A 16,698-nucleotide genomic window follows, 5' to 3' on the forward strand; every position below is an offset into this window, starting at 1 on the left:
CTCGGCGAAGACGGTCAGGACAGCTTTGCGGTCAGCGTGAAGCGGGGGTAGGGCGTCGCCACAGCGGACGAATGAAATTCACGCCCTTGCAGGCCCGAACTAAAGCGGTAACCGACGCCCATGCTTTCACCCCTCTTCGGCATGATTTCCAATGACATCGCAATGGATCTGGGGACGGCCAACACCCTGATCTACATGCGCGGCAAGGGGATCGTCCTGAACGAGCCGTCGGTCGTCGCCCTGCGCAACGTCGGCGGCCGCAAGATCGTCCACGCCGTCGGCCTAGAAGCCAAGCAGATGCTGGGCCGCACGCCCGGCCACATGGAAGCCATCCGCCCGATGCGCGACGGGGTCATCGCCGACTTCGAAGTCGCCGAAGAGATGATCAAGCACTTCATCCGCAAGGTTCATAACCGCAAGGGCTTCGTGAACCCGAAGATGATCGTCTGCGTCCCGTCGGGCGCCACGGCCGTCGAACGCCGCGCCATCAACGATTCCTGCCTGAACGCCTCGGCGCGTCGCGTCGGCCTGATCGACGAGCCCATGGCCGCCGCCATCGGCGCTGGCCTGCCGATCCATGAGCCGACCGGCTCGATGGTGGTCGACATCGGCGGCGGCACGACCGAAGTCGCCGTGCTGTCGCTGTCCGGCATCGTCTATTCGCGTTCGGTCCGCGTCGGCGGCGACATGATGGACGACGCCCTGATCGCCTATATGCGCCGCAACCATAACCTGCTGATCGGCGAGACGACCGCCGAGCGCATCAAGAAGGACATCGGCACCGCCCGCGTCCCGGCCGACGGCGAAGGCCTGTCGATCGAGGTCAAGGGCCGCGACCTGATGCAGGGCGTGCCCCGTGAAGTGAAGATGAGCGAACGTCAGGCGGCGGAAGCCCTGGCCGAGCCGGTCTCGCAGATCGTGGAGGCCGTGAAGGTCGCCCTGGAGGCCACGCCGCCAGAACTGGCCGCCGACATCGCCGACAAGGGCATCATGCTGACGGGCGGCGGCGCCCTGTTGCGCGGCCTGGACGCCGAGATCCGCGACCACACGGGCCTGCCGGTGCAGGTGGCGGACGACCCGCTGTCCTGCGTCGCCATCGGCTGCGGCAAGGTGCTGGAGCACCCGTCGTGGATGAAGGGCGTGCTCGAGTCGTCGCTCTGAGGCTGATCGGCCTGTCGTCGGCGCCGCAATCCTGAAGAGGAGGCGGTTTCAGCGACAGGCCCGCACCGTCGGCGGGCCTCGGTCCGCCGATTTCTAAGCTCTAGCAGGAAGGCTGGCCGTGGCGTTTCGCGACGGACCGTTCGAGAATCTGAAGGTGCCGCTGGCCTGGACGGCCGCGGTCATGGTCGTCGGCGGCATCGTCGCTGCGATCATGCTTCTGCTCGCCGATCGACCACAGCCGGGCGCGGATGACCTTCAGCCGGCGCAGGCCGCGTTTGACACCGCCGCAGGAACCACGGGCGGCGTCCTGGCCGCTCCGGTGCGCTGGACCGGCGACGCCGTCGATTACGTCAAAGGCTATTTCTTCGCCGTGTCGGAGAACCGTCGCCTGCGTCGCGAACTGGCGGAGATGAGCGCCTGGCGGGACGACGCCATGGCTCTGAAGAATCTGAACGCCCGCTACGAACAACTGTTGGGCCTTCAGACCGAGCCGCCCATCGCCATGACGGCCGGCCGCGCCATCACCGACGTGCGCGGCCCGTTCGCCCGGTCGCGCCTGCTGAACGTCGGCGCCGGCAAGGGCGTGCGTGTAGGCAATCCGGTGCTGAGCGAGCACGGCGTCGTCGGCCGCATCTCGGGCGTTTCCGGCGTGCACAGCCGCATGGTGTTGCTGACCGACGTGGCCTCGCGCATTCCGGTCATGGTCGAGCGCACGGACGCCCGCGCCATGCTGACCGGCGACGGCAGCCGCAGCCCGCGCCTGGACTATGTGCGGGGCCAGGGGGCGGTGCAGGACGGCGACCGCATCCTGACTTCAGGCGACGGCGGCGGCTTCCCGCGCGGCCTCCCGGTCGGCGTGGTGGCGAAGGGGGTCGACGGCTCCTGGCGGGTTAAGCTCTACAGCGACCGCACGGCCATCGACTACGTGCGGGTGCTGCTGTTCCAAGACTTTGGCCAGCTGGCCGACCAGAACGCCCTCAACGCCGCGCCCCTGGCCAGCCTGAACACGGCGCCGCCGCCGAATGCAGCGCAGGCGGCTGCGATCCAGGACGTGGCTGTTCGCCGCGCCGCCGCCGCCCGCGCCGCGGCTGAACGCGTCCGCGCCGCCAACGCCGCTCCGCCGCCTGCGCCGGTCGCGTCGCCGCCCCAACCCACGACGCCGGCGCCGACCGCGCCCGACGGAGGCCGCGAGTGAGACGGACGATCACGGTGCGGATGGTCGGTCCGATGCAGTGGATCGGCTACCCGGCGCTGATCGCCGTCGCCGCCACCATCCTGTTCGCCATTCCGCTGCGCCTGTTCGGCCTGACCCTGCCAGAGCCGGTCTGGCCTATGGTTCTGGCCTTCGCCTGGCCGTTGATCCGTCCGTCCATGCTGGCGCCGGCGGTGTTGTTCGGCCTGGGCGTCTTCCTGGATTTCTTCTGGGGCGGTCAGGTCGGGATGTGGGCGCTCAGCCTGCTGCTGATCTACGGCGCGATGCTGCTGGCGTCCAAATATCTGGCCGGTCAGGCGACCATCGTCCTGTTCGCCCTTTATGTCGCGTCGACGGGCCTGGCGTTCGCGGTCGCCTATTTCGTGACGCGCGGCAGCCTTGGGAATGCTCCCAATCTACTGGCTGTTATGGGGCAGATGATCCCGACGCTGCTGCTCTTCCCCCTGGCTGACTGGCTGATCGAGCGCTTCGACGACGCGGACGTGCGATTCCGATGAGCAGCGAACCGCATATCTTCTTCTCCGATGTGAACGAGCGGCAGGGCTCCTTCCTGCGGCGCACCATGCTGCTGGGCGGGGCGACGGTCGTGGGCGGGCTGGCCCTGGTCGGACGCCTGGCGCATCTGCAGCTCTTCAAGTCGGAAGAGTTCGCCACCCTGGCGACGCGCAACCAGTTCAACTTCCGCCAGGTGCCGCCGCCGCGCGGTCTGATCAAGGACCGCAACGGCGTGGTCATCGCCGGGAACCGGCCCAGTTTCCGCGTCCTGGTCGTGCGCGACGAAACCAAGGATCTGGACCAGACGCTGGATCTTCTGGGTCAGCTTCTGCCCGACACTCTGGACCGTCGCCGCACCATCATTCGCGAGGTGAACGCCGCGCCGCGTTTCTCGCCTGTTCCGGTCAAGAGCGACCTGACGTGGGAAGAGTTCTCCAAGGTCAACCTGCACGCGGCGGAGCTGCCGGGCGTCATGGCCGACATGAACGAGGCCCGCTACTATCCGCACGGCGGCGCCTACGCCCATGTGGTCGGCTATGTGGCCAAGGTGTCGGACCGCGACGTGCAGGCCATCCGCGACAAGGGCGAGCAACCGCCCGCCATCCTGTTCAACCCCGGCTTCCGCATCGGCCGTCAGGGCATTGAAAGATCTCTGGATCTTGATCTGCGCGGCGTGGAGGGCGGCAAGCGGGTCGAGGTCAATGCGCGCGGTCGCGTCGTGGCCGAGGACATCGCCGGATCACGCCCGGCGGTGCAGGGCTCCGAGGTCGTTCTGACGCTGGACAACGACGTCCAGCAACGCGCGCTGGAGGTCTTCGGCGAAGAGGCGGGCAGCATCGTCGTCATGGACGTCCGCAACGGCGACATCCTGGCCATGGTGTCGTCGCCGTCGTTCGACCCCAACCTGTTCGTCTCGGGCGTGCCGTCCAAGATCTATCGCGCCCTGGCCGATTATGAGCGTCGTCCTCTGTTGGACAAGGCTCTGAGCGGCACCTTCGCGCCGGGCTCGACCTTCAAGCCGATCGTCGGCCTGGCGGCGATGAAGCGGGGCCTGGACCCCAGCCGCCGCATCGTCTGCAACGGCAGCTTCTATCTGGGCCGGCGGTTCGCCTGCCTGGGACGGCATGGGGCGCTGGATTTGCGCGGCGCCATCAAGGCGTCTTGCAACGTCTACTTCATGACCCTGGCGAGCGAGATGGGGCCGGACGCCATCGCCGAGACCGCGCGCGACATGGGCTTCGGCCAGACCTTCGATATCGGCATTCCCGGACAGAAGGCGGGGTTGGTCCCCGACCGGGAATGGCGCCGGAAGAATCCGGTGCGCGGCGACGGCAAATGGTATCCGGGCGAAAACCCCAGCTATGGCATCGGACAGGGAGCCCTGACCGTGAACGCCTTGCAGTTGGCGGTCTACACGGCGCGGATCGCCAACGGCGCCAAGGCGGTGTCGCCGCGTCTCATCAAGTCTGTCGGCGGAGTGGAGCAGGGCGGCAGCGCCTTCGCCGACTTGCCTTACGATCCCCAGATGCTGCAGGTCCTGCGCGACGGGATGGAGGCGGTGACTGCCGCCGGGGGGACGGGCTTCCGAAACAGCCAGTTGGGGCTGGGCACGGTCAAGATGGCGGGCAAGACCGGCACCGCTCAAGCGCGGAACTACGGCTCCGGGTCGCGCAAGGGGGCCGGGCGCCCCTGGGACCAGAAGGACCACAACCTGTTCGTCGCCTATGCGCCGACTGACAATCCTCGCTACGCGGTCTCGGTCATCGTCCAGCACGGCGGCCTGGGCGGCGGTACGGCCGGGGCGCCGCGCGCGCGCGAGGTGATGAAGGTCGCCCTGCTCAAGGACCCCGAAATCCGCGCCCGCATTGAATCGGCCGGCTTCGAGGCCCAGGAGGATGCTGGCGTCCGTGAGGCCGAGGCCCGGGGCGAGCCGATCGACAGCGCGGATGTCGGCGCCGCCGTCCCGCCGCCCCTGACGGAGCCCGGACAATGACCGCATCCGCCCTGACCCGTCCCGGCGAGCGCGACCGCTTGTCCAGCAAGTTCGCCGAGCTGGATTGGCGCATCATCGGCCTGTTGTGCATCCTGGCCGGGATCGGCACGGCCATGCTGTATTCCATCGCGGGCGGTCACTGGCAGCCGTGGGCGGTCAAGCATCTGATCCGCTTCGGCGTCCTGCTGGCGGCCATGATCGGCATGGCCATGATTCATCCGAAGTGGTGGTTCCATGCGGCCTATCCGTTGTACGGCGTGCTGCTGTTCATGGTCATGCTGGTTGAGTTCACGCCGTTGGGCTACACGGCCGGCGGGGCCAAGAACTGGCTGCACCTCGGCTTCATCCGCATTCAGCCCGCCGAGTTCGTGAAGATCGGCCTCGTACTGGCCCTGGCGCGTTGGTATCACAGCCATTCGGCCCAGGACGCCCGCTGGTCGTGGAAGCTGCTGATTCCAGCAGGGCTTGTCGGCGTCCCCTTCATCCTTGTCGCCAAGCAGCCGGATCTGGGCTCGGCCATGATCATCGGCCTGACCGGCGCGGTGATGATGTTCATGGCGGGGTTGAGTTGGCGCGTCATCGCCGCGGGCGTGGCTGCCGCCGTGGCGGTCATTCCGCCCTTCGTCATGTTCGGAATGCACGACTATCAGCGCAATCGCGTGCTGACCTTCCTGAACCCGGAAGCCGACCCGTCGGGCACGGGCTACAACATCATCCAGTCCAAGATCGCCCTGGGCTCAGGCGGCCTGATGGGCAAGGGCTACGGCCTGGGTAGTCAGAGCCAGCTGGAATTCCTGCCCGAGCGCCACACCGACTTCATCTTCTCGACCGTGTCTGAGGAGTTCGGTTTTCTCGGCTCCTTCACCGTTCTGGCCTGCTATGTCGCGCTGATCCTGATCTCGCTGCGGATCGCGGCGCTGTCGCACAGCCACTTCGGCCGTCTGAGCGCGGCGGGAATGACGGCCTTCGTCGCCCTGTTCGTCCTGATCAACGGCGCCATGGTGATGGGGCTGGCGCCGGTCGTCGGCGTGCCCATGCCGATGCTGTCCTACGGCGGCTCGTCGATGATGACGGTGATGGTCGGCTTCGGCCTGGTCCTGTCGACGCGGGTGCATCGCTATGTCGAACTGCCGAAGGGGCAGGGGCTGTTCTAATCACCCGCGCGGGCGTTAGGCTGTCGCCATGACCGTTCAGACGCCCGCCGCCGAAGCCGCCGATATCCCCAAGGCCGATCCGTCCATGTTCTCGGACTGCGGCGACACGCCCTGTCCTCAGCCCGTCATGGCCGACCCCAGGAATGAGGCGGCGGTGCAGGCCGAGGGCGTGCGGATGCGCGACAACCCGGCGGAATGGGCCTTCGTCCGCCTGTCCAAGCTGATCGAGGAGTTCGAAGCCAACCTCGACAAGGATGAGGAGATCGGCGCGCGCGTGGTCGGCCTGCCGGGCGACGGCACGATGCAGATCATGGACGTCGGCTTCTGGGGGCCGGACCTGATCATGTTCTTCGGCCGCAACGCCGACGGCAAGCCGGTCCGACTGATCCAGCACTACAGCCAGATCAATGTGGTGCTCAGCGCTGTAAAGAAGCCGGAGGAACGCGAGGCGCGCCGCATCGGCTTCCAACTCAGCGAGATGGTTCAGAAGACCAATCCGAAATAGCCGCCACGACTTAAAGCGTCGCAGCCCAGTCGGTGGCGCGGACCAGGCTGTCGATGATGCTGGGCTCGGAAGAGGCGTGGCCGGCGTCGCCGATGATCTCAAGCTTGGCTTCGGGCCAGGCGCGGTGCAGGGACCAGGCGCCAGAGATCGGCGTCACCACGTCAAAGCGGCCTTGGGCGATCCAGCAGGGGATGTCGCGGATGGTCTCGATGTTCTCGAGGATCCAGTGCTCGCTGTCGAAGAAGCCGCCGTTGGTGAAGTACCAGTTCTCGATCCGGGCGAAGGCGACGGCGAACTCGGGGTCGGCGAACTTGTCCGGCTTGCCCGACGGGCCCTGGATGCTGACGGTCTCGCCTTCCCAGGTCGCCCAGGCCACGGCGCAGCGGTTGCGTTCCTCCACGTCGTCGCCGGTCAGGCGCTTGTAATAGGCGGCCATTAGGTCGCCGCGCTCGGATTCAGGGATCGGAGCCAGGAAGCGTTCCCAGGCGTCGGGGAAGATCATCGAGGCGCCGTCCTGATAGAACCAGTGCAACTCCTTCTTCGTCAGCAGGAAGATGCCGCGCAGGACCAGGGCCAGACAGCGATCGGGGTGTTTGATCGCGTAGGTCATCGACAGGGTCGAACCCCAGGAACCGCCGAAGACCACCCATTTGTCGATGCCGAGCAACTCGCGCAGGCGCTCTATATCGGCGACGAGGTCCCAGGTCGTGTTGTCTTCCAGCGAGGCGTTGGGTCGCGACAGGCCGCAGCCGCGCTGGTCGAACATGACGATGCGGTATCTGGCTGGGTCGAAGTAGCGGCGCATGCCCGGGTTGACCGCCCCGCCGGGGCCGCCGTGCAGGACGATGACCGGCACGCCGTGGGGATTGCCGCTTTCCTCGTAATAGATCTCATGGACGCTGTCGGTGGACATCCAGCCCGAGGCGTAGGCTTCGATTTCCGGATAGAGGTCGCGGCGCTCGGTGTTGATCACGTGGGATGCCTCTTTGAAAAGGATGGTCTCAGGTCTTGGCGAGATTGGACTGGAAGGCGGCGAAGAAGATCAGGAGCCAGCTGGCGATCATCATGGCGCCGCCGACGGGGGCCACGGCGCCCATGACGGGCAGGCTCAACAGGCCGATCATGGCCAGGGCCACACAGAAAACCAGTCCGCCGGCGCTCGCCAGCCAGCCCGCCAGACGCAGGCGGCGGCTTGATCCGAACAAGGCCAGGGCGACGGCGAGGGCGGCGTGCACCATCTGATAATGGCCGCCCGTGGTCAGTAGGGTCTTGACGGCGGGAGCGGCGCCGTGGGCCGCGAAGGCGCCCAAGGCTACGGCCATGGCGCCGTTGAAACCGGCGAAGGCGAGCAGTTTGCGGTCAGGGCTCATGCCTAATGTCTAGACCACAAAATCGGCGAAGTCTGCTATCGCGCGCCGATGAAAGCCGCATCGCGCATGGCGCTGCAATATATCCTGCTGTTCGGCGCCAGCGGCGTGACCCTGCCGTTCGCCGGCCTGTGGTTCCGCGATCAGGGGCTGAGCGGCGCCCAGATCGGGGCTCTGCTGGCGATTCCCATGCTGGCGCGAGCCCTGACCGGTCCGCTGCTGGCGGTCTGGGCTGATGGTTTCATCCTGCGCCGGACCCCGATCGCCTTGCTGGGCCTGGTCATGGCCGTCGGCTATGGCGGGGCGGGACTGGTCGAGGGCTTCATTCCATGGGCCCTGTTCTGGTTGGTCGGGGCGACGGCGGCGGCGGCCTTGATCCCGCTCAGCGATGTGATGACCCTGCGCGTTGCGGGGCGCGAGGGGTTCGCCTTCTCCCTGCCGCGCGGCTGCGGTTCGGCGGCCTTCGTCGTCGCCAATCTGACCATGGGCGCCCTGCTGACGCAGGTCTCGTCCGACGCCGTCATTCTCTGGGCGGTGACCGCCGCGGCGCTGATCGCGGTCACCGCCTGGCGCGTGCTTCCGGCAGAGCCGGTGGCCGAGGGCGGTCCAGCTTCGCGGTTGGAGCGCTTTCAGGGGCTGGGACGGTTGTTGCGCCGTCCGGTGTTCATGGCGGCCATCTTCTCCGTCGGCGCGGTGCAGGCGACGCACGCCTTCTATTACGGCTTCTCGGCCATCGCCTGGCGCGCGCAGGGGCTGGCCGAGAGCGTGACGGGCCTGTTGTGGGGCTTCTCGGTCGTGGTCGAGATCGGTTTCATGTGGTGGATCGAGCCATGGCGTCGCCGCATCGGGATCGGTCCATGGACCATGTTGTTCATCGGCGCGGGCGCGGCGATCCTGCGCTGGGGCCTGATGGCGTTCGCCCCGCCGCTGTGGATGCTCGTCCCGTTGCAGATGCTGCACGCCCTGACCTTCGCCGCGACCTATCTGGCCGGGGTGCAGATCGTCGAACGCCTGTGTCCGCCGGACAGCCATACCGCCGCCCAGACGCTGAGTTCGGCGCTGTCGGCCGGGGTGCTGATCGGTCTGGCCACCTTGGCCAGCGGGCCGCTGTACGACGTCGTTGGGCTGAAGGCCTATCTGGCCATGGCCGGATTGGCGCTGATCGGCGCCCTGGTCGGGCTGTGGGTTCGCGCGCAGGAAGCCGCGTCAGGCCACGACTGAGCGGGGCAGGGGCGCCAGCCGCCGCGCCATGGCCGAGGCCGCTGTCTTCACCGCTGTCCGGACGATGGTTTCGCTGGTCCCGTCGGGAATCCGCAGCAGGCCGATGGACGGCGATTCCAGATTGTCCGGAAGATCCGCCAGGACGCGATAGAGAATGTAGCTCCCCGCATCATCCTCGGCGTCGGAGGCGGCGATGGCCGAAACGCCCGCCGCCGTAAGGTCGCGAAGCATGTCGGCGACCGGCGCCGTCACACGCGCAATGCTGGGGTTGGTGCTGCCCAGGCGACCGGGCTCGCCCAGGCGGCGGTTTTCCGCGCGCATCTGAATCCGCACCGGTCCGGCGTGGACCGTGCGGCCGACCAGGAGCAGGGCCGAGCATTCGCCCCCCGACAGCAGGTTCGTCAGAGTGTCCGCCAAGGTCTCGGCCGAGGCGTCGCCGGGGGTGGCCAAGGTGCGGGCGCCAGGCGGGTTCCAGGGCTCGCCGGACAGATCCTCGACAGGATCCCAGGCCCGATACGACGGCGACCAGGCGCAGATGGAAATGGCGGGGCGCCGATCAGGACGACCGTTGGAATCCAGACCCGTCAAAGGAAATAGACCCCCTCTAGCGCCACGATGGCGCGCCGCAGCCGGAACGGTGCTTTGAAATGCGGCGTCAGGTCAAGCCTGACCGGCGCCGCGATGGCGAGATGAAAAGGCGAAACGGTCAGCTCAGGTCGCCTACGGCGGCGTCCAGAAGCATGAAGGCGCGGCCCTCGTCGGTGGCCAGCCGCATCTGGACGTCGTCGGTGCTGCCGCGCTCTGCCTGAATCTTCAGCCCCTGGGCGAAGGCGCGGACGTAGGCCTCGGCGTCGGCGCGCAGGGCGTCGTCGCCCAGAATACGGCGCGAGACGCTGCGGACGGCGGCCGGCGCGACGCGGCGGACGATCTGACGGGCGCGCGCCGGATCGTGGCTGGAGAAGGCCTGGGCGGCTTCCTCCACGCGGGGGCGCGGCAGCAGGGCGTTGGGATCGACCCCCATGCGACGGATGGCCGAGGTCACGCGCGCCGCCAAGGCGTCGATCTCTTCGGGCGTGCCGATGGCGGCGTTCAGCTCCAGCGGCGGGCTGGGCTCGGACGGGGCGGCGGGCGCCTGTTCCGGCTGGACCAGATCGCGCCAGCTGAGGGCGTCGCCGATGCGCGCGGGGTCGGCTGGAGCCGTTTCAGGCGGCACGGCAGGGGCCGCAGGAATCGGTTCGATTTCCGATTCGGCCGGATGCTCGGGGCGCAGGCGGCCGCGCAGGCTGGAGGCGGGGGGCGGGGCGGCCTCGCGCGCTGCGGGCGTCGTCGGGCGACGACGGGCGCCGCCCTCGCCGGACACGGCGCCCATCAGACGCACGGCCTCGGTCAGCATCTCATAATTGCGCCGCACGCGATCCTGGAAGCCGGCGTCCAGGGCCTCTGTATCCTGGGCCGCCTTGCGCGAGGCGGCGGTCAGGGCGCTCAGGCCTTCCTCAACGCTGAGGCGCACGGATTCGACACGGGCGCGCGCTTCGTCGGGCAGGCGGGCGGCGCGCTGATCCATCTCGGCGACCGCCTGTTCGACGGACGTCAGGGCGTCGGTGACCTGAGCTAGGGTCGCCTGGAGGCTGTCGACCAGCTTCTGTCCGGTCAGATCGACCATGTCGGCGGTCTGAGCGACGATGCGGCGGGCGCCGTCGATGCGGGCCTCGGCCGCCTCGTCGGCCTTCTGGGCGGCGTCGAACAGGGATTCGCCCAGGCGGTCGGCGCGGATCTGAGCCTGTTCGATCGCGGCCTGCGCCGCGGCGCGCTGCTCTTCGGCCGTGGCCTGAAGCGCCTCCAGCGAACGCCGCGTCTCCTCGACCAGCAGGTCGCGGGATTCGGCGGCCAGACTCTCGAAGCGATCCAGCGACAGCTTGGTGGCGTGGTCGAAGCCGTCAGCCTCGCGCTGCGACATCTCCACCAGGGCCTTGAACTGGTCGATCACGGCCTCGACCTGCGCCTTGATGGCGGCGGCGGCGTCGTCGCCCCGCTGGTTCAGATCGTCGGCGGCGGTGCGGGTCTGGGACAGGTGGTCCAGAAGCTGGGCGCGCTGGCTCTCGATCTGGGCGGAGAAGTCCTCCTGGTCCGTGCGCAGAGCGTAGGCGGCCGTGACCAAGGCGGCGCGCTGCTGGCCCAGGCCTTCTTCGACCGACTGAATCTGTTCTGCGACTCCGGAGCCGGCCGTTTCCAGACGGAGGGTCTGGCGCGCCAGATCGTCGGAGGCGGAACGGGCGGCTTCCTGGGCCTCGTTGGCCGCAGCGGCCAGATCGGCGGCGCGGGCGGCCAGGGCGGCCTCGGCCTCGCGCAACTGGGTCTGGGCCAGGTCGGAAGCGTCGGCCACCATGCGCGACTGGCGCTCGACCGTCTCGACCACGGCCGAGGCCTGGCCTTCCAGCTTGCCGCCCAGAACCCCCATCTGCTCGCGTTCATGCGACAGCTGTTCGGCCAATCGACGGGCCGTGCCGCCCGCCAGCTCCGCCGCCTCGTTCAAGAGGTTGGATTCCTTGACCAGGGCCTCGCGCAGGGAGGCCAGGTCGTCGCGAGCCCGCTCGGCCGACTGTGCGGCGCGGTCGATATCCTCACGCAGGGTGTTCAGCACCTGACCCGCCTGATTGGCGGCCAGGGCGGTCGGCCCCACCAAGGCGTCGGCCATCTCCCGCGCGCGTTTGGTCTCCTGCGCCAGCCCCGCGCCCTGGCGAACGGCGTGGGCCAGCAGGATGGATAAGCCGACCGGCGCCAGCAGGATCAGGGCGTAGACCGCCAGGCGCAGGGGATCGAGCTCCATCATCCCCGAGCCCAGCTCATAGGCGAACCACGACGCCAGACCGCCGACCCACAGGGCTGAAGCCAGGCCGGCGATCAGATAGGCGTTGGCCGCACCGTTCGAGGCCTTGCCCTTGCGTCGCTTGGCGGACGTTCGGGCGGGAGGGGCGGCGGGCGCTATCGTGGCAGGCGGCGCGTCGGCGGATTCGGCCAGGGGCGATAGGGCGCGCGCAGCCTTCTCGGCCTCGGCGGCGCGTTGCTCGGCCAGGGCCTGTTGCTCGGCTAGACGCCGACGCTGGCGTTCCGACATGGGGCGCGGAGGCGCCTCGGGCTGGGGCTCAAGGGTCGGATCGGGCTTTGCCGGCGCCGCCTCGGCGGCTTCAGCCGTGTCCGACGCGGGCAGGGGCTCGGTCTCCGAGACAGGTTCGGATTCGGTCAGGTTGAGCGGCGGCCGATGGCGGGATTTCATGGGCGTCGGTCTCGATCACTGATCGCCAGGAAGGCGGCGAAGGGGCGCAGGGCACGGACCCTAACGGCTGGATCGTAAGGCGAAAAGGCTCGAGCGCGGATTAGATCGCCCTTAGCCGACAGGGATCAGCGTGATCTGTGGATCAGCAGGACGGCGGAGCGGTCACGTGGACCACGGCCGCAGGCTTGGCGTCGCCGCAATCCTGCACCCGTTGGATTTCACGATCCGACTTGCGCGGAGCATTCATGTCGACGCCGAATTGCGACAACGCCGCTGCGGCGAGCAGGGCGATCAAACCGGCCAGCATCTCAATCAGAGCTTGCATAATTGGACTATGCCAGAAACATCTTCGGGCGACAATGCGGCGAACAGATGAAGCGTCGCCATTGATCCGACTGATGCGAAAATGGAACGATCCAGCCGCGCTGACGTCTGATGAGATCAGGACGCCCATTGGGTCGTCACGCGAATCAGCCATTGCAGGGGGTATGGGAGCAGACCAGTTCTATGAGGGCAGCCTGCTGGAGACGGCCACCGGAGTGTGGCGGTCCGCGACGGCGCATCGGTTCGCCCCCCTGATGGAGAACAAGGCCTACTTCGACGCCCTGGCGTCGGCGTTGCACAAGGCCGAACGCTCCATTCTGATTCTGGGCTGGCAGTTCGACCCGCGCACGCGCCTGGATCCCGAAGGGCCGCTGACCGATCGTCGGGCCGAGATCGGCCATCAGCTGAAGGCCCTTGTCCGCCACAAGCCGGAGCTGGACGTTCGGCTGCTGATCTGGCGTTCGCCGTTGCTGATCGCAGCCTCGCAGGGCTTCTATCCGCACAAGGCGCAGCGCTGGTTCCGGCGTCGCATCGTCGAGTTCCGACTGGACGGCCCTGGCATCCTGGGCGCCTGCCACCATCAGAAGGTGGTGGTGATCGACAATCAGATCGCCTTTTGCGGCGGCGGCGATATCTCGACCGACCGCTGGGACACTGACGAGCATTTCTCGGGCGATCCGCGCCGGTGCGAGCCGACCGGCGTCATCCCCGCGCCCCGGCATGAGGTCATGTGCGTAATGGACGGGCCGGCCGCCCAGGCTCTTGGCGATCTGGCGCGCGAGCGGTGGAGAAGGGGGACGGGCGAGGTGCTCTCCCCGGTTACGGCCAGATGCGGGGATTCCTGGCCAGACGGCGTGTCGCCCTCGATGACGCAGGTGCAGATCGGCGTATCGCGCACCGAGCCCAAGGTGCGCGGCCGTCCCGAGGTGCGTGAGAACGAGGCCCTGCATCTCGAGGCGATCCGGCGGGCGCGTTCGCTGATCTATATGGAGAACCAGTATTTCACCTCGCCCCTGCTGGCGGCGGCGCTGGCTGAACGGCTGGCTGAGCCGGTTGGGCCGGAGGTGGTGTTGGTGTCGACCGGGCGCAGCCCCAGTTGGTTCGACGGCCTGACCATGGATACGGCGCGTGCCGAGGTCCTGTATCGGCTGGAGCAGGCGGACCGCCACGACCGCTTCACCGCCTTCTATCCGGTGACGGACGAGAGCGAGCGGATCATCGTCCACGCCAAGATGACGATCATCGACGACAAACTGCTGCGGATCGGGTCCAGCAATCTGAACAACCGCTCGATGGGGCTGGACACGGAATGCGACGTCTCGGTCGAGGCGGAAACGGATGAACAGCGCGACGTGATCCGGCGTTTTCGTCGTCGATCCCTGGGTCACTTTATCGGGGTGTCGGGCGAAGCCTTCGCCGAAGCCGAGACGCTAATGGGGTCGGTCGGTCAGGCGATCCAGACCTTTGGACAGGGTCGGATGAAGCCGCTGGGCGCCGCCGAGCCGACGCGGGTGGAGCGGATGTTCGCCGAGTGGCAGTTCGGCGATCCGGTTTCCTCCACCGACGCCTGGCGGCCGTGGAAGCGCCTCAACCGTTCGCACCGCACCCGGCCCAGGTCCGAGGGCGGTCAGGCCCCGGGCTGATTCCTGGGCTGATCGATTTCGAAATCGATGATGAGCGGCAGGTGATCAGACGCCGCTCGCGCCAGGGGCGATGACGCCGCGCTGGCGCTGATCACGCGAATCTCGCGGCTGACGAAGCAGTGGTCGATGCGGATCGCCGGGAAGCTGGACGGGAAGGTCTTGATCGAGGGCTTCAGGCCCAGACGTCGCTGAGCGTCGTCCAGCCGCCGGGTCAGAGCCTGATAGGGGCGGGTGATCGAGGTGGCGTTGAAGTCGCCGGTCAGGATGGTCGGTCCCTGACACATGGGATCGCCCAGCCATTCATCGCCGATCAATGCGGCGGCCTGAAGCCGCTGCTCCCGCGGGACCAGGCCCAGATGGGTGTTCATGATGTTGACGATCACCCCGTCGAAATCGACGGCTGACCACAGGGCGCCGCGCGGCTCCAACCCCTTGATGCCGGGCAGGGTCGGCAGCGAGGCCGCGCGCACCAGTCGTTCGGGACGGTGGGTCAGTATGGCGTCGCCGTAAAGCTCGGCCTCGACCTTCATGGCGGGGTGGAATTGCACGCTCATCGCCAGGCGTTGGGCGATGGCGTCGGCCTGGTCGACCCAGCCGGTGCGCGCGCGGCCGACGTCCAGCTCCTGCAGGCAGACCACGTCGGGTTCATGCTCGGCGATGACGTCGGCGATCCGCTGCACATCCAGTCTGCGATCGACGCCGACGCAGCGATGAACGTTGTAGGTCAGAAGTCTCGGCATGAATTCCTTGCCCGCGATCGCAGCGACTGTCGCGCCTCAATGCGGCGGTCGCGAGGCCCTGATAACCGGACTAGATGACAACCAGCTTGTCGGGGATCTCATTTTCATCAGCGGGCTTGGGCGGAAAGCGTTCCGCCAGCACCTGACCGCACAGGGCGACGGCCTTCTCGAAGCCTTCGACCGGTCGGTCGCGACGCAGGGCCCCGGTGAGAGCGGCGACCGCGTCGGCCCAGACCTCTGGACTGACGCAGGAATGGATGCCCTCATCGGCCACCACCTCGACCTGATGATCGGCCAGGGCGGCGAAGATGAGGACGCCGGTGCGCGCTTCGGTGACGTGCAGACCGTGGGCCAGGAACTGCTGCATGGCGGCGCGGCGGACCCGCGTGCGACGCAAGGCGGCAGGCGTCAGCAGCCGTCGCACGACCGGGATCAGAGACAGCAGGAACACGGCCAGGAAAACCCCGGCCTGCACCAGCCCATAAGCCGCCAGCGCGCGCCCGATCTCGGCCGAGGCGGCGGGCGCGTGGGCGATCTCCCACCCGCCGCCGAAAGTCAGCCAGTCGCCGTTGAAGCCGAACGGGATCAGCCCCAGCGGCAGCAACAGGGCCGCCGCCGCCGCCCAGCCCAGGCTGACGTCGCGATAGGAGGACACCTGGCGCGCCACGACGCAGAAGATCTCGCCGGAGGTGTTCGCCTCGGCCTGAGCGATGGCGTGGGCCACGCGGGCGTGGTCGTCGTTCGTGAATTGCATCACCATCCCCCCGAGGCGCCGCCGCCGCCGAAGCCGCCGCCGCCTCCGCCGAAACCACCGCCGCCGCCCCAGCCTCCGCCGCCGCCCCAGCCGCCGCGATCATCGTCGTCGCGGTGGCGCAGGGCTTCGCTGGCGGCCCAGATCAGGATGGGCGACAGGCCGTCGCCGCGACCGCGTCGTTTCCGACCGCCTGCGGCGGCGCCGATCATGCCGAAGAAGATGAAGGCGAAGACCGCCAGGATGACGATGGCGGGCAGGACCGGCTTGGTCGTCCGGGACGCCGCGCTTTTGGCCTCTTCCGCCCGCGCCTGGGCCTCCGCCGGATCGGCGGTCAGCTGGGTGATGATGGCGTCCGTCCCGGCGATGATCCCGGTCGCGTAGTCGCCCTGACGGAAGGGCGGCAGGATGTCGTTGCGGATGATCAGGGACGAATAGGCGTCGGTCAGCACGCCCTCCAGCCCATAGCCGACCTCGATCCGCACCTTTCGCTCGTTCGGCGCGACGATCAGCAGGGCGCCGCCGTCGTTTTCCTTTTGACCGATGCCCCAGTGACGTCCCAGCTGATAGCCGAAGTCCTCGATCTCCTGATCCTGAAGCGAGGGCAGGGTGACGACGACCAACTGATCGCCGGTCTGCTGCTCCAGCGTCGCCAGCTTGCCGGTCAGGGCCTGCTCCTGTTCGGGCGTCAGCAGCTGGGCGTCATCGACCACGCGGCCGGTCAGCGCCGGAAAACGGATTTCGGCGGCCAGGCCGGCGCCGGGCAGGGCGGCCAGCCACAGGATGAGGCCCAGCATCAGCGCGGGGAGGAGGCCCCGCGCCGCGCCTTCCCTCAGGGCGAGGGCGGAAGAGTTCAT

The 16,698-nt window shown here is 68.2% G+C and carries 16 protein-coding genes; 8 read left to right on the plus strand and 8 right to left on the minus strand.

The genetic code is table 11. The features are described 5' to 3' along the window. Positions 1-120 precede the first annotated feature (120 nt). The 6 genes from V8J38_RS07950 (at position 121) to V8J38_RS07975 (ending at position 6,521) form a co-directional block, all read left to right on the plus strand. Positions 121-1,161, plus strand: a complete 1,041-nt coding sequence (locus tag V8J38_RS07950) for a rod shape-determining protein (protein WP_291774770.1) — start codon at positions 121-123, stop codon at positions 1,159-1,161. 118 nt (positions 1,162-1,279) lie between these two features. Continuing rightward, positions 1,280-2,356, plus strand: coding sequence for a rod shape-determining protein MreC (gene mreC, locus V8J38_RS07955; protein ID WP_291774773.1), 1,077 nt, complete (start codon positions 1,280-1,282; stop codon positions 2,354-2,356). 20 nt (positions 2,357-2,376) lie between these two features. Further along, entirely contained in the window at positions 2,377-2,871 is a 495-nt protein-coding gene (locus tag V8J38_RS07960) for a hypothetical protein (RefSeq protein WP_409450071.1), read from the plus strand. Continuing rightward, positions 2,868-4,862 carry a penicillin-binding protein 2 gene (gene mrdA / locus V8J38_RS07965; RefSeq protein WP_312220117.1) on the plus strand — a complete coding sequence of 665 codons (1,995 nt, stop codon included), beginning with the start codon at positions 2,868-2,870 and terminating at the stop codon, positions 4,860-4,862. The genes V8J38_RS07960 and mrdA overlap by 4 nt, the downstream gene beginning before the upstream one ends. Next, positions 4,859-6,016 carry a rod shape-determining protein RodA gene (rodA, locus tag V8J38_RS07970; RefSeq protein WP_291774782.1) on the plus strand — a complete coding sequence of 386 codons (1,158 nt, stop codon included), beginning with the start codon at positions 4,859-4,861 and terminating at the stop codon, positions 6,014-6,016. The genes mrdA and rodA overlap by 4 nt, the downstream gene beginning before the upstream one ends. A gap of 28 nt (positions 6,017-6,044) precedes the next feature. Further along, positions 6,045-6,521 carry a DUF6173 family protein gene (locus V8J38_RS07975; RefSeq protein WP_338578557.1) on the plus strand — a complete coding sequence of 159 codons (477 nt, stop codon included), beginning with the start codon at positions 6,045-6,047 and terminating at the stop codon, positions 6,519-6,521. Positions 6,522-6,531: 10 nt separating this feature from the next. Here V8J38_RS07975 and pip read toward each other — a convergent pair whose 3' ends face one another. Together pip and V8J38_RS07985 are read right to left on the minus strand one after the other, a co-directional pair. Then, entirely contained in the window at positions 6,532-7,494 is a 963-nt protein-coding gene (gene pip, locus V8J38_RS07980) for a prolyl aminopeptidase (RefSeq protein WP_338578558.1), read from the minus strand. A gap of 28 nt (positions 7,495-7,522) precedes the next feature. Further along, a complete protein-coding gene (locus V8J38_RS07985; RefSeq protein WP_338578559.1) occupies positions 7,523-7,891 on the minus strand; it encodes a DUF423 domain-containing protein in 369 nt (122 codons plus the stop codon). 48 nt (positions 7,892-7,939) lie between these two features. On the opposite strand from V8J38_RS07985, the gene V8J38_RS07990 reads away from it, so the two are divergent. Then, positions 7,940-9,109, plus strand: a complete 1,170-nt coding sequence (locus V8J38_RS07990) for an MFS transporter (RefSeq protein WP_338578560.1) — start codon at positions 7,940-7,942, stop codon at positions 9,107-9,109. Here V8J38_RS07990 and V8J38_RS07995 read toward each other — a convergent pair. The 3 genes from V8J38_RS07995 to V8J38_RS08005 form a co-directional block, all read right to left on the minus strand. After that, on the minus strand, positions 9,095-9,697 hold the full coding sequence (locus V8J38_RS07995; protein ID WP_338578561.1) for a hypothetical protein: 603 nt from the start codon (positions 9,695-9,697) through the stop codon (positions 9,095-9,097). The genes V8J38_RS07990 and V8J38_RS07995 overlap by 15 nt on opposite strands. A 118-nt stretch (positions 9,698-9,815) precedes the next feature. After that, the gene (locus tag V8J38_RS08000) at positions 9,816-12,383 is read right to left on the minus strand and encodes a tipN (RefSeq protein WP_338578562.1); all 2,568 of its coding nucleotides are present in this window, start codon (positions 12,381-12,383) and stop codon (positions 9,816-9,818) included. A gap of 142 nt (positions 12,384-12,525) precedes the next feature. Beyond that, positions 12,526-12,837 carry a hypothetical protein gene (locus tag V8J38_RS08005; protein WP_338578563.1) on the minus strand — a complete coding sequence of 104 codons (312 nt, stop codon included), beginning with the start codon at positions 12,835-12,837 and terminating at the stop codon, positions 12,526-12,528. A 34-nt stretch (positions 12,838-12,871) separates the two neighbouring features. On the opposite strand from V8J38_RS08005, the gene V8J38_RS08010 reads away from it, so the two are divergent. After that, positions 12,872-14,350, plus strand: coding sequence for a phospholipase D-like domain-containing protein (locus tag V8J38_RS08010; protein WP_338578564.1), 1,479 nt, complete (start codon positions 12,872-12,874; stop codon positions 14,348-14,350). Here V8J38_RS08010 and V8J38_RS08015 read toward each other — a convergent pair. The 3 genes from V8J38_RS08015 to V8J38_RS08025 all read right to left on the minus strand — a co-directional run bounded on the left by V8J38_RS08015 (position 14,335) and on the right by V8J38_RS08025 (position 16,698). Continuing rightward, positions 14,335-15,090, minus strand: coding sequence for an endonuclease/exonuclease/phosphatase family protein (locus V8J38_RS08015; RefSeq protein ID WP_338578565.1), 756 nt, complete (start codon positions 15,088-15,090; stop codon positions 14,335-14,337). The two genes, V8J38_RS08010 and V8J38_RS08015, sit on opposite strands and share 16 nt — an antisense overlap. A gap of 70 nt (positions 15,091-15,160) precedes the next feature. Then, positions 15,161-15,844, minus strand: coding sequence for a TPM domain-containing protein (locus V8J38_RS08020; RefSeq protein WP_338578566.1), 684 nt, complete (start codon positions 15,842-15,844; stop codon positions 15,161-15,163). Continuing rightward, entirely contained in the window at positions 15,844-16,698 is an 855-nt protein-coding gene (locus tag V8J38_RS08025; protein ID WP_338578567.1) for a TPM domain-containing protein, read from the minus strand. The genes V8J38_RS08020 and V8J38_RS08025 overlap by 1 nt, the downstream gene beginning before the upstream one ends.

Origin of the sequence: Brevundimonas olei (assembly GCF_037055245.1) — a bacterium.
In the GTDB taxonomy this organism is placed as follows: domain Bacteria; phylum Pseudomonadota; class Alphaproteobacteria; order Caulobacterales; family Caulobacteraceae; genus Brevundimonas; species Brevundimonas olei.